The sequence below is a fragment of the Sunxiuqinia sp. A32 genome (assembly GCF_052690465.1).
Map to the genome: position 1 here is coordinate 26,243 of NZ_JBQYLI010000023.1, position 23,192 is coordinate 49,434.

At 36.7% G+C, this 23,192-nt stretch carries 18 protein-coding genes and 1 pseudogene; 9 read left to right on the top strand and 10 right to left on the bottom strand.

What is annotated here, in order from left to right; translation table 11 throughout:
* The first annotated feature begins 116 nt into the window (after positions 1 to 116).
* Positions 117 to 677, top strand: coding sequence for an RNA polymerase sigma factor (locus tag ACUNWD_RS18435; RefSeq protein WP_445589332.1), 561 nt, complete (start codon positions 117 to 119; stop codon positions 675 to 677).
* Positions 678 to 680: 3 nt separating this feature from the next.
* Positions 681 to 992, top strand: coding sequence for a hypothetical protein (locus tag ACUNWD_RS18440; RefSeq protein ID WP_445589333.1), 312 nt, complete (start codon positions 681 to 683; stop codon positions 990 to 992).
* A gap of 62 nt (positions 993 to 1,054) precedes the next feature.
* On the opposite strand, the gene ACUNWD_RS18445 is transcribed toward ACUNWD_RS18440, so the two are convergent.
* The 4 genes and pseudogenes from ACUNWD_RS18445 to ACUNWD_RS18460 all read right to left on the bottom strand — a co-directional run bounded on the left by ACUNWD_RS18445 (position 1,055) and on the right by ACUNWD_RS18460 (position 6,087).
* A complete protein-coding gene (locus ACUNWD_RS18445; protein ID WP_445589334.1) occupies positions 1,055 to 2,185 on the bottom strand; it encodes a glycerate kinase in 1,131 nt (376 codons plus the stop codon).
* 885 nt (positions 2,186 to 3,070) lie between these two features.
* Positions 3,071 to 3,910 (bottom strand): annotated as a pseudogene (locus ACUNWD_RS18450) (alpha-amylase family glycosyl hydrolase); the annotation flags it as partial.
* A 4-nt stretch (positions 3,911 to 3,914) separates the two neighbouring features.
* Positions 3,915 to 5,138 carry a hypothetical protein gene (locus ACUNWD_RS18455; RefSeq protein WP_445589335.1) on the bottom strand — a complete coding sequence of 408 codons (1,224 nt, stop codon included), beginning with the start codon at positions 5,136 to 5,138 and terminating at the stop codon, positions 3,915 to 3,917.
* Positions 5,139 to 5,175: 37 nt separating this feature from the next.
* Entirely contained in the window at positions 5,176 to 6,087 is a 912-nt protein-coding gene (locus ACUNWD_RS18460) for an HAD family hydrolase (protein ID WP_445589336.1), read from the bottom strand.
* A 563-nt stretch (positions 6,088 to 6,650) separates the two neighbouring features.
* Between ACUNWD_RS18460 and ACUNWD_RS18465 the strand changes: the two genes are divergently transcribed.
* The 3 genes from ACUNWD_RS18465 (at position 6,651) to ACUNWD_RS18475 (ending at position 11,324) form a co-directional block, all read left to right on the top strand.
* Positions 6,651 to 7,463 carry an alpha/beta hydrolase gene (locus ACUNWD_RS18465; RefSeq protein ID WP_445589337.1) on the top strand — a complete coding sequence of 271 codons (813 nt, stop codon included), beginning with the start codon at positions 6,651 to 6,653 and terminating at the stop codon, positions 7,461 to 7,463.
* A 317-nt stretch (positions 7,464 to 7,780) separates the two neighbouring features.
* Positions 7,781 to 9,385: an OmpA family protein gene (locus tag ACUNWD_RS18470; RefSeq protein WP_445589338.1), complete on the top strand. Its 1,605-nt coding sequence runs from the start codon at positions 7,781 to 7,783 to the stop codon at positions 9,383 to 9,385.
* Positions 9,386 to 9,668: 283 nt separating this feature from the next.
* Positions 9,669 to 11,324, top strand: coding sequence for a diphosphate--fructose-6-phosphate 1-phosphotransferase (locus ACUNWD_RS18475; protein ID WP_445589339.1), 1,656 nt, complete (start codon positions 9,669 to 9,671; stop codon positions 11,322 to 11,324).
* Positions 11,325 to 11,388: 64 nt separating this feature from the next.
* Here the strand turns inward: ACUNWD_RS18475 and ACUNWD_RS18480 are convergent, their stop codons facing one another.
* The 6 genes from ACUNWD_RS18480 to ACUNWD_RS18505 form a co-directional block, all read right to left on the bottom strand.
* Positions 11,389 to 12,630, bottom strand: coding sequence for an outer membrane protein assembly factor BamB family protein (locus ACUNWD_RS18480; protein WP_445589340.1), 1,242 nt, complete (start codon positions 12,628 to 12,630; stop codon positions 11,389 to 11,391).
* Between the two features lie 66 nt (positions 12,631 to 12,696).
* On the bottom strand, positions 12,697 to 13,104 hold the full coding sequence (locus tag ACUNWD_RS18485; RefSeq protein WP_445589341.1) for a gamma-glutamylcyclotransferase family protein: 408 nt from the start codon (positions 13,102 to 13,104) through the stop codon (positions 12,697 to 12,699).
* Positions 13,105 to 13,194: 90 nt separating this feature from the next.
* A complete protein-coding gene (locus ACUNWD_RS18490) occupies positions 13,195 to 15,144 on the bottom strand; it encodes a sialate O-acetylesterase (RefSeq protein ID WP_445589342.1) in 1,950 nt (649 codons plus the stop codon).
* A 199-nt stretch (positions 15,145 to 15,343) separates the two neighbouring features.
* A complete protein-coding gene (locus tag ACUNWD_RS18495; RefSeq protein WP_445589343.1) occupies positions 15,344 to 17,509 on the bottom strand; it encodes an ATP-binding protein in 2,166 nt (721 codons plus the stop codon).
* Between the two features lie 108 nt (positions 17,510 to 17,617).
* Positions 17,618 to 18,769, bottom strand: a complete 1,152-nt coding sequence (locus ACUNWD_RS18500) for a BT_3928 family protein (protein WP_445589344.1) — start codon at positions 18,767 to 18,769, stop codon at positions 17,618 to 17,620.
* A 1-nt stretch (position 18,770) separates the two neighbouring features.
* Entirely contained in the window at positions 18,771 to 19,316 is a 546-nt protein-coding gene (locus ACUNWD_RS18505; protein ID WP_445589345.1) for a DUF1599 domain-containing protein, read from the bottom strand.
* 110 nt (positions 19,317 to 19,426) lie between these two features.
* Between ACUNWD_RS18505 and folP the strand changes: the two genes are divergently transcribed.
* The 4 genes from folP to ACUNWD_RS18525 are packed head-to-tail and all read left to right on the top strand — an operon-like array spanning position 19,427 to position 23,190.
* Positions 19,427 to 20,305 carry a dihydropteroate synthase gene (folP, locus tag ACUNWD_RS18510; RefSeq protein ID WP_445589346.1) on the top strand — a complete coding sequence of 293 codons (879 nt, stop codon included), beginning with the start codon at positions 19,427 to 19,429 and terminating at the stop codon, positions 20,303 to 20,305.
* Positions 20,305 to 21,102: a diadenylate cyclase CdaA gene (gene cdaA, locus ACUNWD_RS18515; RefSeq protein WP_445589347.1), complete on the top strand. Its 798-nt coding sequence runs from the start codon at positions 20,305 to 20,307 to the stop codon at positions 21,100 to 21,102. Before folP ends, cdaA begins: the two co-directional genes overlap by 1 nt.
* On the top strand, positions 21,095 to 22,183 hold the full coding sequence (locus ACUNWD_RS18520) for a mechanosensitive ion channel family protein (RefSeq protein ID WP_445589348.1): 1,089 nt from the start codon (positions 21,095 to 21,097) through the stop codon (positions 22,181 to 22,183). The genes cdaA and ACUNWD_RS18520 overlap by 8 nt, the downstream gene beginning before the upstream one ends.
* 50 nt (positions 22,184 to 22,233) lie before the next feature.
* A complete protein-coding gene (locus ACUNWD_RS18525) occupies positions 22,234 to 23,190 on the top strand; it encodes an NAD(P)H-dependent flavin oxidoreductase (RefSeq protein ID WP_445589349.1) in 957 nt (318 codons plus the stop codon).
* Positions 23,191 to 23,192: the final 2 nt, after the last annotated feature.

Below are 23,192 nucleotides of genomic sequence, written 5' to 3' on the forward strand. Positions count from 1 at the left end.
GTTGAAAATGAATTTAATTTGATACCTTGAGTTAATAAATATGAAATAAAAACGATTTCCCTAAAATATTTTAATTCCACATCCGACTTTAATACTGAAGTCATGAAAACAATTTAATGTCTCCCAAGAAGAAACATATTGAAACAACCTATCAGGCAGAGCGACAGAGATTGACCGGTTATTTTCGAAAACAAGTGCCGACGTTTGAAGATGCTGAAGACATTGCGCAAGACGTATTTTTGAGCCTGACAGATGGATTTGATGATATTCTGAATTTGTCGGGGATAATCTCGTGGTTGTATTCGGTAGCGCGCAATAAGATTATCGATTTCAACCGAAAGAAAAAGAACCTGAGGTTGGAAGATCAAAAAGCTGTTTTGAATGATAATGAAGGTGGAATTTATCTGGCTGATATGCTTCCTTCGTTTGATATTCAGGCTGATGATCAGATTATGAATGAATTGATTTGGGAAACAATCAACCAATCTCTGGATATGTTGCCGGTCAATCAGCGTGAAGTATTTACCATGCATGAACTGGAAGGTATGAGCTTTGAACAAATATCTGATCTTACAGGAGATTCGGTAAATACGCTTTTAAGCAGAAAACGATATGCTGTACTTTTCCTAAGAGAGCGATTACGGTCATTATTTAAGTTAATTAATGAAAAAGATTAAGACATGAAAACGAAATCAAAAAAGGCTTTTATTTTTAAAGCTGTAGTGTTTGGAATATTAGCGGTGGCACTCATTTCATTCATCGTTATGTTGCTGTGGAACTGGCTAATGCCTGCATTATTTGGACTAACAATTATCACTTTTTGGCAGTCACTTGGATTGCTTGCATTAGCTAAGATACTGTTTAGCAGTAAGTCGCATGCACACCATTTTCAGAGATACCATCGTGAAAAATTTTGGGAAGGACATTTTAAGGATCGCTGGGCATATGCAAAAGCTCATTCGCATCAATCTGATGAAGAAAAAACTGAATAGTTTATATACCAGCTATTTGGTCAGTTAACAGTGGGCCTGAGCTGAGGAGTTCAGGTCTATTTTTATTTTGCAGCAAATAACCTAACGATTCGTTCACCAGCATCAACCAATAATTTGGGGGCAGTTTCAATACTTTCTTTTAACGAAATTGGACCATTTGGCAGTGCCAGTATAGAAGTAAACCCTTCATCATAAAGTTCTCGATAACCATTTCCTAAAAAACCAGCAACAGCAACTAAAGGCTTGTTGTGTTTTTTTGCCAGCTGAGCGACTCCCCAGGGTGTTTTTCCTTGTTTGGTCTGGCTATCCATTTTGCCTTCTCCGGTGATTACCAGGTCTGCTTTTTTTACTGCTTCTTCTAAATTGGTTTGTTCTTTAACGATATCAAATCCCGCTTTTAATGTTCCATTTGCGAAAGCAACCAAACCTGCTCCCAATCCGCCGGCAGCACCTCCTCCAGGTAATTTTAAGATGTCCTTGTTCAAGTCGCGCCTAATTACAAACGCAAGGATTTCCAGGTTTTTGTCAAGTTGCTGAACTACCTTCGGACTAGCTCCTTTTTGTGGCCCATAAATAGCAGAAGCACCTAGTTTGCCGGTTAGTGGATTGGTGACATCACATGCAACCAGTAATTCGATGTTTTGAAAGGCCGGTGAGACCTGCGAAGTTTCAATTGATGATAATCTGTCAAGATAACCTCCACCTTCAGGCAGTTCATTCCCAGAATCATCCAGAAAACGATATCCCAATGCTTTTGCCATTCCGGCACCTCCGTCGTTGGTGGCGCTTCCACCAATTCCAATGATAATTTTATTGCACCCTTTTTCAATGGCATTCAATAGTAATTGACCGGTTCCAAAGGTTGATGTAAGCAATGGATCACGTTCCTCGAGTTTCAACTTTTCAATTCCAGATGCTGCTGCCATTTCAATTACCGCTGTATTGCCATCATTTAAAATACCATAAAAAGCTTCAGTCTCACGGCCAAGTGGATCACTAGCTTTAAGCGAAATTTTATTTCCACCTAATGCTGAAAGCATCGTTTGTACAAATCCTTCGCCTCCATCAGCAACCGGAATGGCTTCAATATCGGCATTAGGAAGGAAACGTTTGATACCATTCGCTAGGTGTTTAGCTACATCTGCAGCTTCCAGACAATCTTTAAATGAATCGGGTGCAATTAGAATTTTCATAGAAAGAACTTATTGAGGTTAGGTAATAAAGCGGGTTTTAAGCCACATACTTTGGTAAGGAGCAAATTGAATAGTTTCACTATCATAAAGATTCCAGGTGAGCAAATCCCTGCAAAATTCCATTAAGCCAGCTGGTAACATTAGTTCTTGTGGTTCATTCGTTAAGTTGAATAAACAAACTACCGAATCTTCCATCTGCTGTGTTTTGCGCAATATTCCGAAAAAATTATCGCCAAGATCTAAAACCAATTGTTGTGTTTTTGGGGAAAAGGCTTGCATGCTTCTTCGTATCCCTGTTCTTCTATTTAATTCCTTCAAAATAAGTTGATGCTGCGAATTTCCCTCCAATAATTCTTCCAATTCTTCGAAAGAGAATTTACGTCTGTTAATCGATCGGTTAATACCCGTTTTTTCGAAGCCTTCTGTATAATTTGGAATTCCAAAGAGGTTCAGAAAATAGAAAGCCGGTACTCCCTGCAAGGATAGCATAATAGTTTGTGATTGTAAAAAACGCTCAACCTGACTATTGTCAATACCATCTTTTGTGCCTTTGAGTGCATCAAAATAGGTGACATTAACTTCATAAGGTACGTGATGATCACCGAGTTGGCGCGTAGTTATTTTGGCACCGAACTCTTTTAGCTTTTCAATCATTGGCATTTTCTCTTCATCCGGCATTAACCCTTCGAGTGGACGCACTCCAATTCCATCATGAGAAGAAGTGAAATTTAGGTAGGTAGTCCCGGGGCGTGGATCATTCAGTTCCTTTGCCCATCTTGAAAGGTATTGGCCATTGCCGCTGTGAAGTGCATGTAAAATGAGAGGAGGTAATGCAAACTGGTAAATCAAATGGGCTTCATCACCCAATCCAAAATAAGTTAAATTCTCTTTATGAGGTACATTTGTTTCTGTTAGCAATAACGCTCCGGGGTAACAGTAATCCATCACATCCCGGAATAAACAAACTATTTCATGAGTTTCGGGTTCGTGCATACATTTTGTACCGGAGGTTTTCCAGAGAAATGCGATTGCATCTAATCGAATGACTCGTATTCCTTTTGACATGTAAAACAGAAACACATTCAGCATTTCTTTTAATACCTCTGGATTGGAATAATCCAGATCAACCTGATCAGCACTGAATGTTGTCCAAAGTTTCTTTGTTCCGGCCGTTGTTTGATATTCCGTCAATAGGGGAGTGCTTCGTGGGCGGATAACATCCGAAGTGTCGAAATCATCAGGTGGTGTAAAAAAGTAGTTTTTGCCCGGAGCTTCATTATTCAGAAACTGCTTGAACCAAACTCCTTTGCTACTTGCATGATTGGCTACCAGATCAGCCATCAGGATAAAATCTTTTTCCAGTTGCTCAATATCATCCCAATTACCAAGTGCAGGATCTACCTGGTAAAAATCCATTACAGAAAAACCATCGTCGCTGCTATATGGGAAAAATGGCAATATGTGAATTGTGGAAATATTGCCTTTCAAATATTCGTTCGAAAAGTTGTATAAAGTTTTTAGCGGCGACTCACCTTTCTTTTTAACCACATCGCCATACGTAATTAAAAAAACCTGACTTTCATCCCAGCCCGGTGGTTTTCTGGGAGTTTTATTTTTCCCTTCCTCAATAAAATCGATAAAACTCTCAACCCATTCCGTGGTTAACTGATCTTTATATATTCGTTTTAATCGGTTAACCAATTTCATTCTCAATCTGATATCCATAAAATCAACTCATGTTATCTTTTTCAACTACATCGTTATATATGTCTAAAACATCTGGAATCGCATCTAAAACCCGTTTCCACGATGGAATAAATGGAATCAAATTCGGATTATCTAAAAATTCAATTCCTGCACGGTAAATATTTCCTGAAAATAAATCAACTGTTTGCTCTTCTTTATGGCGATCCATTGATAACCCATTAATTGAAGCGTCTGCTGCATATTGCTCAACCATATCCAATGCCAGGCGTAAATATGTGGCTTTAACCGTGCGAAAAATACCTTTACTAAATACAGAGCCTTGGGTTGCCAGTTTTGCATAGATGCTACGTGCAATATCAAAGCTCATTTTTGAGAGTCCAGCATTGGGATTGTCCGCTGATTCTTCCTGATGCTTATGATCATAGCTGTCAGCGATTTCTACCTGGCATATTCGGTTAATTGCATTATTTCGCTGAACTTCAGATAAAATACCTACTTCAAGGCCCCAGTCAGAAGGAATGCGAACCGTTTTCATGATATCTGCACGCATGGAGAACTCGCCTGCCAGGATATAGCGGAAATGATCGAGAAAGTCCAGATAATCATTTGCAGGGAACACCTTTTTTAAAGAGCGAATTAGAGGTGTCACCATCAGACGGGTAACTCTACCGTTTAGTTTAGTGCCATCAGACCTAAAATAATACCCTTTACAGAATTTGTAATTGAATGTTGGATCTGCAACCGGATAGTATAAGCGAGCAAGCATTTCCCTGCTGTACGTGATAATATCCGCATCATGCAATGCAATAGCTTCTGAACGACCGGAGGCAATCATATATCCAAAACACAACCAAACGTTACGGCCTTTTCCCGGGTCACCAATGTAAATCTTCTTTTCTTCAAACAGATTGCGTAATTTCATCATTCTTGGACCATCGTTCCACAGAACTCTGCATCTACATTTGTCACTGTTCAGAACAGAAAAATATTCCTTTGCATGTTTGTATTGTTCTTCATTGGCCTGATCTAAACCAATCGTTATTTCACTGATGTATGGCACGTCTTTTAAAGTGTCAACTATATTTTGAAGTGCTGGTTTTTCCAGTTCTGTGTATAGTGCTGGAATAATTAACCCCATTTTCCTTCTTCTGGCGAATTTCACAAGTTTCTTTTCCAGATAGTCCAATGTAGAGTAGTTTAAGTTGTGGAGGGTGGTAATTCCGCCATTTTGATGAAAGTCGCCCATAGAGTTGAATTTACATGGTTAATTATTTTCAGTTTTTTTATTGAATTCCAAGAATCTCCCATAATTGTTTTAAGGAAGTGATGGTATGATCGGGTTTTATTTTTGATGCTTCCGGGTGATCTTTTCTTAATCGGTATGCGCGCATATCACCAGCATAAAAACAAGTTTTAAAGCCTACTTGTTTAGCGGCCCATATATCTTTGATCATGTCGTTTCCGACATATAAAACATCATCTGGTTTTAGACCACGCTTTTTTAAAGGATCAGTTAGAACTTTGTACACAATGGGATCTGGTTTTCCTTTAAGCATTTTATAGCTGAAAACTGAAATGTCATTTTCAAATCCATCTATAAATTCATCAGGTTTAATCTTATTGTAAAGGAAATAATTCATAATAACAGGCGTGTAGAACTGTGCGTTTGAAACAATTCCCATTGGATAACCGGCATCTTTTATTCCTTCCAGAGTTTTATTTAAATCTGGCATTGGCCAGACTTGATTACTTTTTAACTCAAAAATGAAGGTAAATAGCTTGATGTCTGCCTGTGCAGTACTTTCAATTAACTTTTTCTCTTCACATCGATTCAATGTTTTTTGCCATATTTCAACAATGTTTAATTCAGGAAATGGAGTGCCATTTTCTTTTGCTATTTCCTTGGCTTCAATGACATTTTTACCAAAAATATCATGAATTTCCATTAGGTCAGCTTCAGGAACTTTAATCGTGTATCCAGCGCTAATTAATGCTTCCTTAAACATAGATGAATCATAGGATGATTGCATAATGTCTCCAGATGCCGATATGATAAGTGTTCCGTAAATGTCGAAAATGACTGCTTTAATGCTTTTGTCCAAAGAATATGATGGTACTGCATCGGTAGGCTTTATATCGATCGGTTGTATTTTATCTAAAAATGGTCCTAGTTTTTCAATAAATGCGTTTTCCATATAGAATTTTTAATAGAGCTAACGTTTACAAGATAATTGCTAATTGCTGTTTTTACAATAAATACCAGTTAACACAGCAATAAGTTCACAATTGCATAAAATTAACAGCAATTTGATAGACCCTAAGAAGGGAGTAGAAAAAATACTATTTGGAATAATTTTCCAGTATCTGGTAGTGGATTTACAGTAATTGGAGAACCTACCAATTGTTATGCAGTTTGGAAAATAGAGAAATATAAAAGGATAGTTTACTACATTTGTTTGATTTTACTAATTAACTAAAGTTTATCTAAAATGAAACAAAAGCGACTTCAATTTCACTTAGATGCTTATAGGCTGATCTTAGTTATTATGTTTTCATTTGTGCTTGGACTGGGGGCGCCTCGAATAGTTGGAATGTTCAAGGATACAACGGAATTTTCTAACTGGATAATCTACGCAATCATATTCTTGTCTTTACTGATTACTATTTTGAAGAGTCGTGTCCGAATTGTATCGAAATCATAATTACGAAGTTAGATAGAATCAAATCAATAATATTTTAATTTATTTTCCCAATAACAATGAAAAATTTACTGTTTTTTACCGTATTGTTTCTTGTCGTATGTAATGTCTATTCTGCACAAGTTGACACGTTAAGAGTTGAAAGCAAAGCAATGAATAAACTTGTTTCAAATGTGGTGATTAGTCCTGATAGCTATACTCAATCAAAATCTTATCCTGTTGTTTACCTGCTGCATGGAGCTACAGGAAATTATAGAGATTGGGTTTCGATTGTTCCGCAGGTTAAAGACCTAGCCGATCAATATGATGTTTTAATTGTATGCCCGGATGGTGGATTTACCAGTTGGTATTATGACAGCCCGATTGATCCTACAATGCAGTATGAAACCTATATCTCAAAAGAATTAGTTAGTACAATTGATGAAAAGTATAAAACTATTGCAGAACAATCAGGCCGGGCAATTACAGGCTTAAGCATGGGTGGGCATGGTGCTTTTTACCTGGCGTTCCGTCATCAGTACATATGGGGAGCTGCAGGAAGTATGAGCGGTGGTTTGGATATTTGTCCATTTCCAAACAACTGGGATATCTCTAAACGCCTTGGATCATATGCCGAGAATAAAGATGTTTGGGAAGAAAATTCAGTGATTAATATGTTGTACCTATTGGATGGAAGAAAATTGAAATTAGTTTTTGAATGTGGGGTTGATGATTTTTTTTATGATGCTAATAAGAGGATGCATAAAAAACTACTTGAACGAAATATTCCCCATGATTATACCGAGCGTCCAGGGGTGCACAACTGGGAATATTGGGCGAACGCGGTGAATTACCAATTGATGTTTTTTCATAATTTTTTCAATAGGGAATAATGTAGAATTAACATTTCCAGCAATATACTAACCTTCGACAAAATTCATGGTAAATCTTTTATCGCTTTAGGGGTTACCATCGTATTCCTTTTAGAATTAACGCATAGAAAGGCTTGACTGTATGTTATTGTTAACAAGAATGTGTTTGTAAGTTTTATGAACTTAGTTTCATATTATTGTAGCGTTTTACTAGTTTCGTTTTTTATCACCTTATTCTTTTTTAAGGAGTTTATAATTTGTAAATCAAACAAAAGATCATACCCATTAAAAAAATATTATTTCGACACATCACTGTCGAATTCATTAATTTAATTTTCATGAAAAAATATATTGTTCAGCTTACATTGCTTTTAGTAGCGGTTAGTACAAGTTTTGCACAGAGTGACCTGGATTTGGAGAAAATCAATAAATGGTCAATTGAAGGAAGTGTTGGTGTAACAAAGCCATATCAAAATTTTAATCCTGGTTATTATGCTAAAACACCAGACTTTTTGGTAACCGATTTCGGTGTTCGTTATATGATTAGTGAGTATTTTGGTCTAAAAATGGAGTTTGGATATAATCAATTTATAAACAGTTCTAGCAGTTTGGAATTTACTACCAATCAATACCGGATGGATTTGCAGGGTGTGTTGAATGTAGGTAGAGTTTTAAAATTCGAAAATTGGACAAACTCTTTCAATGTGTTGGCTCACGCAGGAGCAGGAGCTGGCGTATTGAATTATGAGACGACTGGAGTTGATGGTGATAAAGTTGGAATCCTTATTGCAGGTGTTACTGGGCAGGTAAAATTATCCCCTCGAGTTGCGATGAATTTAGACATTAGTGGTTATTCAAATATGCGTCAGAATGAATCATTCAATGGGGGAATTGGGAATGTTGATAATATGGGATTGGTTTTTAACGGAACGGTTGGCTTATCAGTTTATCTTGGTAAAAATAAGAAACATGCTGATTGGCATTCCAGAGATGAGGAAAGATACCAGATCATAACCACCAAAATTAATACCACAGAATCAAAAGTTAACGATGCTGAAGAAAAAGTCGAAACTAATGTTCAGGAAGTTGAAAAGGTAAAAAATGACATTGAAGATCTAACTAAAAAGGTTACTGAAATTGAAGAAAAATTAGTTGCAGAACAAAAGGCTAAAATTGAATCAGAAAGCAGCCATAATTATGTAGCGAGATTACTTGAAGATGGATATGTAAATATTTATTTTGATTTTAATAGTTCGGTTATCAATAGTTCTGCAGTAAGTTCCATAAATTTCTTGAAATCGTATTTAGAAAAGAATCCAGATCAAAGTGTAAAGCTTGTTGGTTATGCTGATGTAACAGGGGACGAAAAATATAATTTGACTCTTTCTGAAAATCGGGCAAAAGCAGTGCATGATCTTTTAGTGAAATTGGGAATTGATGATTCCAGACTTAGTTATGAAGGTATGGGTGAAGACCGGAATATTCCAGAAGGAAGTGGTGAAGCAAATCAATTGGCAAGGAGAGTTAGTTTCTCTTTGAATGAAGGAGGAACAACGATATCTATGCCCGATGCCAATGAAATTAATGAGACTGTAAGAATAAATATTAAAATAAATCCTGTCCATTTTGTTGAAGATAAATTTTACCTAACTGATTATTCAAAGGGGAAACTTGATGATTTGGTACAAATACTTAATGAAAACTCTAAGTATGCTGTAAACTTGTACGCTTATACTGATAATATGTCTAGCACACAATACAATGAAGAAATTTCGCTTAAACGAATTAACTCTGTTATTCAATATTTGGAAAGTAAGGGAATTGAAGAAAGCAGAATTAATAATAAAGAAGTGAAGGGAGCGGTTAGCTTTATCGGTTCAAATGATACAGCGGAGGGTAGACTTTTGAATAGACGAGTTGAATTTGAGATAGTTAAGTTTTAATGAGATGGAACGTTAAAGTATCAAAATACTATAAACAGCCTATAAAATTAGAATCGTTTTTTCACGGTTCTAATTTTTTTTTATGGATTACCAAGCTCGAAGGGGGAGGTGTTGCAATAAGGCGGAATTAATATTTTGAAGGAATTTTTCATTTAGGTTGAAGACGGTTTAAATTTACTTTAAATCAGAGGTTCTTGTTTGAACAACATATTTATAGCAATTATTTTCGGTTAATTTTGCAGCGGATTTTTGAAAAAATAATACTACCTAAAAATTTATAAATATGACCATTAGCGCATTACAAAAAGCCAGGGCTCAATATCAGCCTAAACTTCCTAAGTCACTAAAAGGTGCCGTAAAACTAGTCGACGGTGCTGCTACTGAATCAGTTGCTGATCAGGCAGAAATTAAAGAATTATTTCCAAATACATATGGAATGCCATTAATTACCCTTGAAGAAGGTAGTGAGGCTGCGAATCTTCCAGCTGTAAATGTTGGTGTAATCCTTTCAGGTGGACAAGCTCCGGGAGGTCATAATGTGATTTCTGGTATTTTCGATGGTATCAAGAAATTGAATGCAGATAGCAAATTGTATGGTTTCCTTGGTGGTCCAGGTGGATTAGTGGATCATGATTACATGGAAATTACTGCTGAATATTTGGAAGGATATCGTAATACAGGTGGTTTCGATATTATTGGTTCAGGCCGTACAAAATTGGAAGAAGAAGCTCAATATGACAAAGGTCTTGAGGTTCTTAAAAAATTAGATATTAAAGCATTGGTTATTATCGGTGGAGACGATAGTAATACAAATGCTTGTGTTTTGGCAGAATATTATGCAGCCAAAGATGCTGGTGTTCAGGTTATCGGTTGTCCAAAAACAATAGATGGTGACCTTAAAAACGAGATGATTGAAACTTCATTTGGTTTTGATACTGCAGTGAAAGTTTATGCTGAGTTGATTGGTAATATCCAACGCGATGCTAACTCTGCAAAAAAATACTGGCACTTTATTAAATTAATGGGACGTTCTGCTTCTCATATTGGTTTGGAAGCTGCTTTACAAACTCAACCTAACATCACATTGATTTCGGAAGAAGTTGCAGAGAAAAAGCAAACTCTTGGTGAAATTGTTGATTATATGGCTGGAATCGTTGCTCAACGTGCAGCAAATGGCGATAATTTTGGTGTTGCCTTGATTCCTGAAGGTTTGGTAGAATTTGTTCCTGAAATGAAAGCGTTGATTGCTGAGTTGAATGATTTATTGGCTGAAGGATCAGATGCTGAGAAAGAATTTAAAATTATCCAAAAATCTCATCGCTTGGAGTGGGTTGCTGGTAAACTGAGTGCTGATGCATCAGCGGTTTTCCAATCTCTTCCTCCAACAATTGCGACTCAATTAACATTGGATCGTGACCCACACGGAAACGTACAGGTTTCTTTAATTGAAACTGAAAAGCTTTTAGGTGAAATGGTTAAAGCCAAATTGGATGATATGAAAGCTGCGGGGGAGTTTAAAGGAAAATTTGGAACTCAATACCACTTCTTCGGATATGAAGGCCGTTGTGCTGCTCCTTCAAACTTTGATGCTGACTACTGTTATTCATTAGGATATACAGCTTCTGTATTGATTGGTGCCGGTAAAACTGGTTATATGTCAAGTGTTCGTAATACAACTGCTCCTGCTGATGAGTGGATTGCTGGTGGTGTTCCTGTAACTATGATGATGAATATGGAAAAACGTCATGGTCATATGAAACCAGTTATTCAGAAAGCATTGGTTGAATTGGATGGTGCACCATTCAAATATCTTGCTGCAAATCGCGATGCGTGGGCTATTGGTACAGAGTACTTGTATCCAGGGCCAATTCAGTATTGGGGACCAACTGAAGTTTGCGACCTTACTACTGTTACATTGAAATTAGAAAAAGAAGGTTAGTAAATCTTTTTAGCATAAAATAGAAAACCCTGCAATTTGCAGGGTTTTTTTATGACTAAATTTTTTAAGAATTGTTCTTGATATCATAAGCTCCTAAATAATTACCATGCCGTATGTAGAGTACTCCACCGTTTATAACAGGATGTGAAAAATGCTCTTTTGTTCCTTTTTCAATCTTAAAAGATGAAACTGGTTTCATTGCATCTTCACTTGGATCTATTAAATAAACTTCTCCTTTGAAATTATAGTAGTAAAGCATGTTGTCAGCCGAAATTAAAGCTCCATTGCCTATTTTAAGACTATCTGAAACTTCCCAGCTTTGGCAGTCGATACATTTCAAATATGGTTTTTGTGTTCCCGAGCCATATAGTTTTGAATCAATCTTTACAATTCCTCCCATATAACAATCAAAACTCTTGTTTGTCCATTCTTCTTCAATTGCTTTTCCGTCCTGAGAAAGTTTAAGTTTCACACCACAATTTCCGTCTCCTGCAGCGTAGTACAGATATCCATCTTCATAAATAATGGTATTTCCATGAGTATCGCCTTTACCTGGACCACGTTCATCTGGCTTTATATTTGTTTGTTCGTGAGACCATATGATTTTGCCAGTTTCGGTATCAATTCCCATTAGGTGATAAGCGGAGAAGGTTACCAGTAGTTTTTCATCAGCAAGCTTAATAATTTGTGATGGATTGTAACCAGGGCGCTCTTTGAAACCTTCATTGCTCCAGATTAATTCGCCAGTCATTCTGTCAAGAGCAACAATGTTGAATTGTTCTCCTCCCGGAAGGCAAAATATTTTATTGTCGTCAATCGCAAGTGCTTGTGCATAGCCAAATCTGGGACTAACACCCTCAAAATCATTTATCATGTTTTTTTTCCAGATTAGCTTTCCTGTTGAAGACTGAATGCAAGCAATATCCCCAACACCGGAACAAATGTAAATCTGATCGCCATACAGTGTAGGAGTTCCTCTTGAACCTTGAAAATTTGTAGTCCATTCCTTTCCGTATTCAGACTGCCAGACTTTATTCCCGGACAAATCAAATTTGAATAAACACCCAAGACTGTCTATTTCGCCGGTAATATAGATGAACTCATCAGTAACAATTGGACTGCTGTAGCCATTGCCAACTGTTTCTTTTTCCCATATCAAATCTGGTCCTTTTTCAGGCCAGCTTTTCAGGAGATTTGTTTCGTTGTATATTCCGCTACGGTTTGGACCTCTCCATTCAGTTAATTGAGGTTTTTGCTGACAACCAGCAAAGAGGAGTAGGGCAAGTAAAAGTAAATTCTGTTTCATTTGGTTGATGATTGATTCTAATAAAAGAGTATTCAAACGCTTTCAATAATTACAATCATCGGAATTTCAATAGCTATTATTTTTTAACCAATCTCGAAACTCTTTAATATCATGCATAATTTGGTCCCTGTCTTTTTCAATACTCCTATTATATGGAAGTCCGGAAGTGTTGTGTTGAGTATAAACAAATGCTTTTTTATTTTGGTTGTCGATCTCGATGTCAAGAATTGATCGTTGATACAAGGGGACGCTTTCCCATAAATCCAATATTTTTAGTTCATCATCAGAGACTTCAACAACCTTTCCAGTGACACTTTGGTTTGGGTGTGGTTTTACAAATAAATAGCCGTTTTCAGGATGAATATATAAACCGTAGTTATTTAATCGGGCATTACGATATACTGGCTCACGATCAAGTAATAGTTTGAATATTTCGAAATCACCAATTGTTCCATAAACAAATAGCTGTTGCATAATTTGTCCTGTTTATTTGGTACAAGTATATAAAAAAACATGAAAGCCACTTTCGACTTTCATGTTCATATTCATTCTGTTAATTGCAGTCTATTTTTCAGTAATACCTTTCCATGTATCTGTTCTGAAAGGAACAGCAGGAAGTCCTTCTTTGTTGTACAGATTCAAATCATCCGGATTATCTGCCCATCCAAAACGAACAGCCACCGGGGTTTCAACTTTTTCAGAATAAAGAATAATTGAATTTTCATCCAGCTGTATTCCTTTTGCCCAGTAGAATTTTTTATCAGCGCCGGCAATTGCAAAAGCTTTAAGGTACCCGTACTTATCTTTTACTTCCAACCCGCTTCCTGTACTTTTAAAATGAACAATTACTTTATTTCCGTCAACTTCCATCGATTCATACATCGGTCCGGAGTTCACAAAATCTTTTCCATAAGCTACTTTCAGTGCATTTAATGCCAGTCGTTTACCAACATCTTGTTTGTTTCGGGGATGAATATCATTGGCATTACCGATGTCAATGGCCAGAGCTTGTCCTGTATTCGGAAGTTCAAGAGCCATTGTTTGCGCTTCGCGTAATTCTGCCCAGGCACTTTCTTCGGGTTGCTTTTGAGCTTGCATGAAATTTGCGAGCTGCACCCAAAAGAATGGGAAATCGCCCACTCCCCAGTGTTGTCTCCAATCTTTTATAAGTGTTTGAAATACTCTTCGGTATTGATAGGCACGGTCGGCATTTGATTCACCTTGATACCAAATTGCTCCTTTTATGCCATACCCAAGAATTGGTTTTATCATACCATTATAGAGTAGGGTTGGGTAGTCATTCGGACCGACTTCCGTATTTGCTGGTGAAACATACGTAAATTTAAATTTCCATTCGCCTGCCAAACTTATTTTTTCATCACCGATGCTGAGGTAACAATCATTTTTATTGCCGTATATTCCGCCACCACCTCCAGTGTCCTGAACGCGCACTGCAATAATATTCTCACCTTCCTTTAGAATTCCCGATTCGACGGGGTAAATCCTTTCTAAGGTGTGGTCGTTAGTTGCACCAACTAATTGTCCGTTAATCCAAGTTTGGTCATTGTCATCAATTTTTGACAAGTGAATTGTTGATCTGGAAGAAGCCTGCTCGGCTGTCAGGTTCACTTTCTTTCTGTACCAGGCAATTCCATCGATGTCAGGAAATCCTTCTGATTCCCAAAGTGCAGGAGTTTCAATTGATTTCCAGTCATTTTCATCTAAATCCATTGATGCGTAAACAGCCTTGCCATTAACTAAACCTGTATCATTTGTTGGAATATCACCGTCAAATAAATTTTTAATTTTTGCTAACTTTTGCTCTTTGTAATTTTCCAGATCCAATTGATTAAGTTCTGCCAACGCAGATGAAAGATCTTCATCTTTTTCAATATTTTCAGGACTTATCCACGTCTCAGCGACGGTTCCTCCCCATGACGTATGAATCATCCCAATGGGAACATTTAAATCCTTTAATAATTTTCTGGCAAAGAAATAGCCAACGGCAGAGAAATGTCCAACGTTCTTGGGAGAACAAAGTTCCCATTCACCCGCATCCATATCTTCGATAGGGACTTGACTTACTTTTTTAGGAACAGTAAACATCCGTAATTTTGGGTAATTCGCTTCAGCAATTTCCTGCTCTTTATTGTTGACGTTTTCAACAATCCATTCCATGTTCGACTGACCAGAACAAACCCAAACCTCACCAATTAAAATATTATCATAGGTAATCGTATTTGATTTACCTTCAATGGTTAATACGTAGGGGCCTCCATATTCCATTTTTTGCAATCTCACCTTCCATTTTCCCTGTTTGTCAGCTTTTGTTTTGAATTCCTGATTGTTAAATCGAACGGTGATTTTCTCACCTTTGTCTGCCCAACCCCAAATTGGATTGTCTAATCCTTTTTGAAGCACCATGTTTGATCCAAATATTCGGGCTGTTTTAACTTCGGCAAAACTTACAGTTATTAAAAAAAATGTAATGATGAATAAGGTTATTTTTTTCATAATTGTGATTTGTGAATTTTTTACGCAATTTAATTAAACAAGCCAGTTGAAAAAAATTAACGAATGAGATTTTTTGAATTTTATGATGAGGGATGGATTGATTGTGCTTGAATGAGACTGAAAATAATTAATTTAGCATTATTATTGATTTAAGCCCCCGCCTAAATCCTTTCTCTCACCTTACTGGCGGGGGATTTTTTTACTTGCTGGAGCTTGATTCTTTAACTAGTGGAAATGATAGATAGAATTCGGAGCCTTTTCCCTCTTCTGATTTTACTTTAATTTCTGATCCTAACATTTTGGCAAGTGATTGAGAAATAGCGAGTCCAAGGCCAGATCCTTGATTTAAGCTATCAAGTTGACTAAATCGATCAAAAACTAATTCCAGATGATCGTCAGGGATTCCCAGTCCTGTATCCTTAACGAAAAGGTCAAAATACCCTTCTATAGCCGATGGTCTGCATCCAAACTCAATAACTCCTTCGTTTGTATATTTGAATGCATTCGATATCAGGTTGTTTAGGATTTGACGAATGCGGCTTTCGTCAGATTTAAATGAGCAGTGTTCGAATTCAGGAAGCATTGGTGCTTTTTTGAATTCAATTTCCGGTGGACACAAAGCTTCAAAATTTTCGTAAATATCATCCAGAATTTCGTGTGTGATTACATCATTCGGATCAATTTCTAAAGAGCCAGCTTCAATTCGGGAAAAGTCTAAAATATCGTTGATTAGGGTAAGTAGTAATTCATTCTGTTTTTGAATGATATATTTGAAGTCTTCTCTCTTTTCTTTACTTAATTTCTCGTTTGTAAGCATATCAGAAAACCCGATAATTGAATTTAAAGGAGTTCTGATTTCGTGACTCATGTTTTCTAGGAACGATGTTTTCATTTTTTCGCTTTCCTCTGCCTTTTCTTTGGCGTCAACGAGTTCTTTTTCGTGTTCAAGCTGAGCAGTAACATTTTGGATAAGACCTACTGTATTTACTGGGAAATCGAATTTATTCTTTTGTATTAAACCAAAAATCTTGATGTAGACAATTTCTCCATGATCATTAATCATGCGGCAATAATTGTCTTGCCCTTTGTCGGTTTCAATGAGGTGTAAATAATTAATAAATTTTTCAAGATCCTCGGGATGAACAAACCTCTTCAATTCTTCGAGTTCAAGATCATTGTGGTATTTTTCAATTCCGGTGACAATATAAACCTCGTCAGATAAGAAAAGTTCTTTCGTTTTTAGGTTGAAATTCCAGGTTCCCATTTCCCCAATTTCCATGGCTTTTCTCAAGTAAACCTGCCTGTCGTCGAGCTCTTTCGTTCGAATGTTAACTTGTTTCTTTAGCGTAATTAGAAATAATACAGCGAGGATCAGAATCATAAAGGTTAGCATGAGAACCAACTTTAGCCATTCTGGCATCTCCCAGCTTGTTGTTTCATCAATATTGCTGATCTCGGATATGTTATACTTTTCAAATAGTTGATAATAAACAGACTGCGAATTACTCTTATATATGCCAAGTCTTAAATCAATTTTGTTCTTTAATTCCTGATTTTTGTTTTTAGGAAAAGCAAATTTTAATTCAGTCGGATTGAAATAAAGACCTGAGTTTTTAATGTTTGCAGGCAGATCGGAAAGAATGTTTGGTGTAGGGCCAGCAAAACCAAATAATTCACCCTGCGAGAGCATTTGTAATGCTTCTTCATGATTACTATAGAACACGGGAACTATTTCAATGTTGAATCCGGAAATGTAATTGAGGAAGCCGACAGCACTGTTGTCATTTATGACTAATCCTATTTTTTGACCGTTTAGCTGAGAAATGTTTTCAAATATAGTGCTGTTGTTTAGATACAATTCGCTCCAAATTGCATAAAGGCTGTTATACGTAAAATCCAGTAGCTCTTTTCTCGCTTCAGACTCTTGTGTGCCTGGTAAAACATCAATTTCACCATTTTGAAGTTTATTGAATAATTCACTCCAGCTACCATTTACCCATACATATGAAATATTTTCATCAATGGCAATTGTCTGAAAAATTTCTAATGCAAAACCATTAATGTTGCCAAGTTTATCTTTTGACATGAGTCCAGGAATGTAGGGAAGTCCAACTTTATATACCTTTTTTGCCTGGATAGAATCATTCGATTGATATACTAGAACGGAGTCGCTGGTTGATAGCGAATCGTTTGCAAATGAGAGTTTAGTGCTGTTTAACGTAGTTGCGGAGTCGAGTTGTGAGAAAGAGGAAAATGGAATCAGAATAAGCAATAATAACAAATTAAAACGATTGGATATCCAAACGAATAAGTTATCAAATTCAAGCCCATGAATTTGGTATTTGATATTAGGATTGTTCGCCATATATCCTGGTTACCTTTTTAATCGCACACAAGTCAAGGATATCAAATTTACAAAATGGATTAGTAATAAGTAGGTGGTTTCCTTTGTCTACAGCGAAAAGTGTTGAAATTACTTAGCCTTAATAATATCAAAAAAATTCCTTCGGATGTCCATTTCTTCTTGGCTTGGGACGTCATTTACGTGCCATTTGTCAAGGATGGTTCCATTTTTCAACAGTATAAATCCTGGATTCGAACGAACAATAGTCTTTAAGGTAATTTCATCACAATGAAGAAACTCAAAATTGAAATTGTATTTGTTTAAAAATGAATCTGCATCTTCAGGCAGCGAGGCTGTTAACCCAATGAAATTAATATTATTTTTATTGGTGTAATCTATCAGATTGCTGATCTTGTTTTTATCCGGGATTTGAGCTCTCAAAAGATCATGCGAAATAAAAATTACGGTGTAACCTTCATCGTAAAGAAAGAAATCTTTAACATCTTCTCCGTCTTTGGTTTCCATGATGAAATTGTGAATTGGAGGTTCATATCCTTTTTTCACAAGTACTGCATCTTCGGCCGAAACAAATTCCCAGGTAAGGGTATCTTGCCACGGGTAGTTTTCCTGATTAAATTTTTTTGTCTTGCCCGTTTTCTTGTTTTTATAATAAAAGATATTCTCATAAACGTCTTGAGGTGCATCTTCTGGTATAATCATCGCCTCCGGAATATTGGTGCCAACTTTATAGGGCCTGAAATCAATAATTGGAAGATGATTGTAGGAGTAATCAACTAGATAAGCAAATATCATTATGGTTGCTGCAGCCATAACACCAATGATTAGTGAGTTTTTCGCAGGCTTAAATTTTTTCCGATAGTAAAAGACGATTATGGCAAATCCAAGAAAGAAAATATTTTTATAAAATGTAGCCCAATTAGAAAGCTTGATTGCATCTCCAAAACAACCACAATCGGTAACTGGATTTTGTATCGCAATCCAAAGGGTCAGTGCAGTGAAGAAACCCATGAACGCCAATGAAACCAACGAGAAGAAAGAGATAAACACATTAAACAGGAGGGCGATACCTGTTATAAATTCAGTTGCCGAAAGTAATATTCCAAGCGGTAGGGAAACTGGATTTAGTCCTTCCACCCCCCACGCATTAAAATAATCGGTGAATTTATAGGCAGATCCCAGTGGATCAATTCCTTTTACAAAACCAGAAAAAATAAATACAATTCCCAATAAAATCCGTAAGAGCTGCCAAAGTGTTTTCATGTTAATTATTATCGAATTCAAGCTTTATTAACGCAAAAACAGCATAATTGATCATATCAAGATAATTTGCATCGATCCCTTCAGATATAATTGTCTGACCAGCATTGTCTTCGATTTGTTTGGTTCGTTTAATTTTCATCAGGATGAGGTCAGTAATGGAGCTTATCCGCATACTTCTCCATGCTTCATCATAGTCATGATTTTTATTTAGCATGAGATCCTTGGCTTTTGTGAAATATTCAATATAAAGATCCAGTGTTTCCTGCGGTTCCAAGTCATCGCCTTCCGAAATTCCTTTTTCGAGCTGGATGAGCGCCATGATGCAATAATTGATAATACCAATATACTCAGAACGACTTCCTTCATCTACTTTCATCGTTCCTTTCATTTCGATACTTCGAATTCGTTGTGCCTTAATGAAAATCTGGTCGGTCATTGAGCTCGGGCGTAAAATTCGCCATGCAATGCCATAGTCTTTCATTTTTTTTGTAAAAATGTCCTGGCAGATAGAAATTACGTGATTGTATTGCTGTATGGTTTTTTCCATGGGATCGTCTTATTATGAAGCCATAAAAATAAAAATTAAATGTGTATTTTGTAGGCATTATTATACTTTTGTATGAACAATTGTCAAACCCCACAAATTCTTAATGCTTTATGTTGATCACTAGTTCAGCAAGTAAGTTTTTTAAACGCAAACATTCGATTAGTCTGAATGGGAACCTAATTGATTTAAAAGATCCTGTAGTAATGGGAATCATTAATGTGAGTCCTGATTCATTTTATGACGGTGGAAAATACGCGTCGGAAGACGATATTGTAAAGCGCGCCGGCGAAATGATTGATGAGGGTGTTACCATTATTGACGTGGGGGCCGTATCTACAAAACCCGGAGCTTCTCATATTTCTACAAAAGAGGAATTGAGTCGCCTGTTACCTGCAGTTAAATCAATTCGCAAACATTTCCCGGATGTGCCGATATCTATTGATACGTATAGATCCTGGGTTGCATTGCGTATAATGGATGAAACAGGAGAATGCATTGTCAATGATATTTCCGGAGGTAATTTCGATGAGCACATGTTTGATACAGTTGCGAAATTGGGCATTCCATATATCTTGATGCACATACAAGGAACTCCTCAAACTATGCAGGATAACCCAACTTATGAAGATATAATAAAAGATATATCAAATTATTTCTCGGAGAAAGTACGTAAATTGACAAAAGCCGGAGTGAAGGATGTGATTATTGATCCTGGTTTTGGCTTTGGAAAAACATTGGAGCAAAATTATGATTTGCTAAACAGGCTTGATTCTTTTAAAGTTTTTCAGCTTCCATTGTTAGTTGGGATGAGCAGAAAGTCAATGATTCATAAATTACTTGAAATTGATCCTGAAAAGAGTTTGCCTGGAACCATTACCGGAAATACAATGGCTTTGCTTGGAGGGGCTGATATTTTGAGGGTTCACGACGTGCGTGAAGCAGTTGAGTCAGTGCGCATGTTTAAAATGCTGAAAGAAGTAGCTATTTAATGAATTTATTTATCACTATTCGTTTTCTTGATGTCCTTGACATATTGCTGGTAGCTTTTTTGCTTTACCAGCTATACATGTTGATTAAAGGGACTATTGCGTTTAATATTTTCATTGGATTATTTCTGGTTTACTTGTTTTGGCTGTTGGTGAAAGCGCTAAATATGGAGCTGCTTGGCTCGTTTATGGGGCAGTTTATTGGTGTTGGAGTATTGGCATTGATTGTTGTGTTTCAGCAGGAAATTCGCCGGTTCTTATTATTGATAGGAAGTAACCATCAAGTGAATAAGCTACTGGGAATGGAGAAGCTTTTTTCGTCTGACAAGTACAAGTCTGCATCAAGTCAGCAACTAAAATTAGTAATAAAAGCTTGTGAGAATCTGGCCAGAACAAAGACGGGGGCGCTCATTATTTTTGCTCAAAAATCAGAATTAAAAGAATTTGTAAGAACTGGGGAGAAGATTAATGCTCGAATTTCAGATGCACTTATAGAAACCATTTTTTTTAAAAATACTCCTCTGCATGATGGAGCAGCCATTGTGATTGGCAATCGAATTGTCGCAGCCCGTTGCATTATGCCCATTACCGAAAACCAAAAGTTGGATCCAAAATTAGGGTTAAGACACAGAGCAGCTGTTGGCATTACAGAAGCAACTGATGCAATTGCTGTGATTGTATCTGAAGAGACTGGTAAAATATCAATTGCAGAAGGTGGAGAACTTCATTTAAATGTTTCTGTTATTGATTTAAGCAATATGCTGGAGAAAGTATTTCTTGAAAGTAATGACGATGTTTGATAAACTACCAGATATACCTTTATTTGAAATTGGAAGTTGGCATTTCAGTCTTCTTTCTTTATTAGGCACAGTAGGTGTTTTTTTTATTGTGTTTTTTCTCAATAGGATGGCAGTAAGGTCTTTGAGTCGATTTTTTGAAAGTAAAGGATTGTCAAAGTTATTCGCCCGTTTTATTCGTATAGGCATCACTGGCTTTTTGTTTTTCTTGGGATTGGTAGCTATTATGGAAATATTGGGAGTAAAATACATGGTCGTTTTAAACCATGTGGTGTTTAGTCCAAATGAAAAAATAAATGTAAAAGTATACAATCTCCTGATTCTTGTCTTAATCGTTTTCTTTATTCGATTAATCGTCTATGTGATTGAGTACGTGATTGAAATACGTATTGAATCGAAACATTTAGACAGGGGGCGTGGTCGTTCTTTTTTCCAAATTGTAAAATATTTGGTGTGGATGATTGGAATTCTAATCATCATAAGTTCTTTAGGGTTTAAAGTTACCCTGATTATTGCCAGTATATCTGCATTATTAGTTGGTGTAGGATTTGGACTTCAGCATATATTTAATGACCTGTTTTCTGGAATTATTATTCTCTTTGATGGTTCGATAGAGGTGGATGATGTGGTTGAAGTGGAAGGAACCGTTGGACGTGTATTGGAAATAGGTTTACGTGTTTCAAAATTGCTAACTCGTGATAATGTGGTAATCATTATGCCAAATTCCAGGTTTACCGGGGAGAAGGTAATAAACTGGTCGCATAACGAGGAGGTTACCCGGTTTCATGTAAATGTTGGAGTTGCTTATGGTTCAGATGTTCGTTTAGTTGAAAATATTCTTTTACAATGTGCAGAACGACATAAGGAGATTGTGAAAAATCCGCGTTCATTTGTTCGTTTCAATGACTTCGGCGAATCGTCACTTGACTTTCAACTTTATTTTTGGACTGCCAATGATTTCATGGTTGAAAATATAAAAAGTGATCTTCGATTTGACATTGATGACCAATTCCGAACAAACAATATTCAGATACCTTTCCCTCAGCGGGACTTGCATCTCAAAAGCAAAAATTTTGAGGGATAGCAAATCAATTCTACTAACTTTGTCGCTTCACAAATAATAAAAATGATTTCATGCAAAATCGTGTGACAAATTTATTTGGTATTCAATATCCAATAGTACAGGGAGGAATGGTCTGGTGTAGTGGCTGGAAGCTCGCTTCAGCTGTTAGTAACAATGGAGGGCTTGGACTTTTAGGTGCAGGATCCATGCATCTGGAAACTTTGCAAGATCACATCCGGAAAGTGAAATTGGCAACAAATAAACCTTTTGGAGTTAATGTTCCATTGCTTTATCCTCAAATTGAAGAGATAATGGAGATTATTGTTGCCGAAAAAGTTCCAATTGTTTTTACATCTGCAGGAAGCCCTAAAAAGTGGACCGGATGGTTGAAAGGAAAAGGAATTCTGGTAGCACATGTTATTGCCAGTTCTTATTTTGCAGGAAAATGTGAAGAAGCAGGGGTGGATGCGTTGGTGGCAGAAGGATTTGAAGCTGGTGGCCATAATGGACGAGAAGAAACAACAACCATGAACTTAATTCCATCCGTACGTAAGTCATCAAATTTACCGTTGATAGGCGCGGGAGGAATAGGTAGTGGAAAGTCGATGCTGGCAGCAATGGCCTTGGGAGCCGAAGGGGTGCAAATCGGATCTAGGTTTGCAATTACCAAAGAATCTTCGGCCCATGAAGAGTTTAAAAAACTGGTTGTTGGCTTGGAAGAAGGTGGAACAAAACTATCGTTAAAACAGCTTGCACCTGTGCGATTAATAAAAAATGAGTTTTTCAATTTAGTTGAAGAAGCCGAAAAAAGTGGTGCAAGCCCTGAACAATTGATTGCTCTTTTAGGTAAAGGTAGAGCAAAGAAAGGAATGTTTGAAGGAGATTTACGTGAAGGAGAATTGGAAATTGGACAGGTTTCTGCACAAATTGAAGATATTCCTTCTGTCGAAGAAGTTATGAACAGAATCATCACAGAATATAATCAGCTTAAAGAAGAGATTGTAAGTGGTGCCAATTTTAGTTTTTAAAT

Bases quoted from the DNA above. Each gene is read 5' to 3' on its own strand.
- ACUNWD_RS18460 (WP_445589336.1), bottom strand. From the start codon at position 6,087: ATGGAAAACGCATTTATTGAAAAACTAGGACCATTTTTAGATAAAATA.
- ACUNWD_RS18440 (WP_445589333.1), top strand. From the start codon at position 681: ATGAAAACGAAATCAAAAAAGGCTTTTATTTTTAAAGCTGTAGTGTTT.
- ACUNWD_RS18520 (WP_445589348.1), top strand. From the start codon at position 21,095: ATGTTTGATAAACTACCAGATATACCTTTATTTGAAATTGGAAGTTGG.
- ACUNWD_RS18435 (WP_445589332.1), top strand. From the start codon at position 117: ATGTCTCCCAAGAAGAAACATATTGAAACAACCTATCAGGCAGAGCGA.
- ACUNWD_RS18470 (WP_445589338.1), top strand. From the start codon at position 7,781: ATGAAAAAATATATTGTTCAGCTTACATTGCTTTTAGTAGCGGTTAGT.
- ACUNWD_RS18505 (WP_445589345.1), bottom strand. From the start codon at position 19,316: ATGGAAAAAACCATACAGCAATACAATCACGTAATTTCTATCTGCCAG.
- ACUNWD_RS18485 (WP_445589341.1), bottom strand. From the start codon at position 13,104: ATGCAACAGCTATTTGTTTATGGAACAATTGGTGATTTCGAAATATTC.
- ACUNWD_RS18495 (WP_445589343.1), bottom strand. From the start codon at position 17,509: ATGGCGAACAATCCTAATATCAAATACCAAATTCATGGGCTTGAATTT.
- ACUNWD_RS18525 (WP_445589349.1), top strand. From the start codon at position 22,234: ATGCAAAATCGTGTGACAAATTTATTTGGTATTCAATATCCAATAGTA.
- ACUNWD_RS18490 (WP_445589342.1), bottom strand. From the start codon at position 15,144: ATGAAAAAAATAACCTTATTCATCATTACATTTTTTTTAATAACTGTA.
- ACUNWD_RS18500 (WP_445589344.1), bottom strand. From the start codon at position 18,769: ATGAAAACACTTTGGCAGCTCTTACGGATTTTATTGGGAATTGTATTT.
- ACUNWD_RS18455 (WP_445589335.1), bottom strand. From the start codon at position 5,138: ATGGGCGACTTTCATCAAAATGGCGGAATTACCACCCTCCACAACTTA.
- ACUNWD_RS18465 (WP_445589337.1), top strand. From the start codon at position 6,651: ATGAAAAATTTACTGTTTTTTACCGTATTGTTTCTTGTCGTATGTAAT.
- ACUNWD_RS18480 (WP_445589340.1), bottom strand. From the start codon at position 12,630: ATGAAACAGAATTTACTTTTACTTGCCCTACTCCTCTTTGCTGGTTGT.
- folP (WP_445589346.1), top strand. From the start codon at position 19,427: ATGTTGATCACTAGTTCAGCAAGTAAGTTTTTTAAACGCAAACATTCG.
- ACUNWD_RS18445 (WP_445589334.1), bottom strand. From the start codon at position 2,185: ATGAAAATTCTAATTGCACCCGATTCATTTAAAGATTGTCTGGAAGCT.
- cdaA (WP_445589347.1), top strand. From the start codon at position 20,305: ATGAATTTATTTATCACTATTCGTTTTCTTGATGTCCTTGACATATTG.
- ACUNWD_RS18475 (WP_445589339.1), top strand. From the start codon at position 9,669: ATGACCATTAGCGCATTACAAAAAGCCAGGGCTCAATATCAGCCTAAA.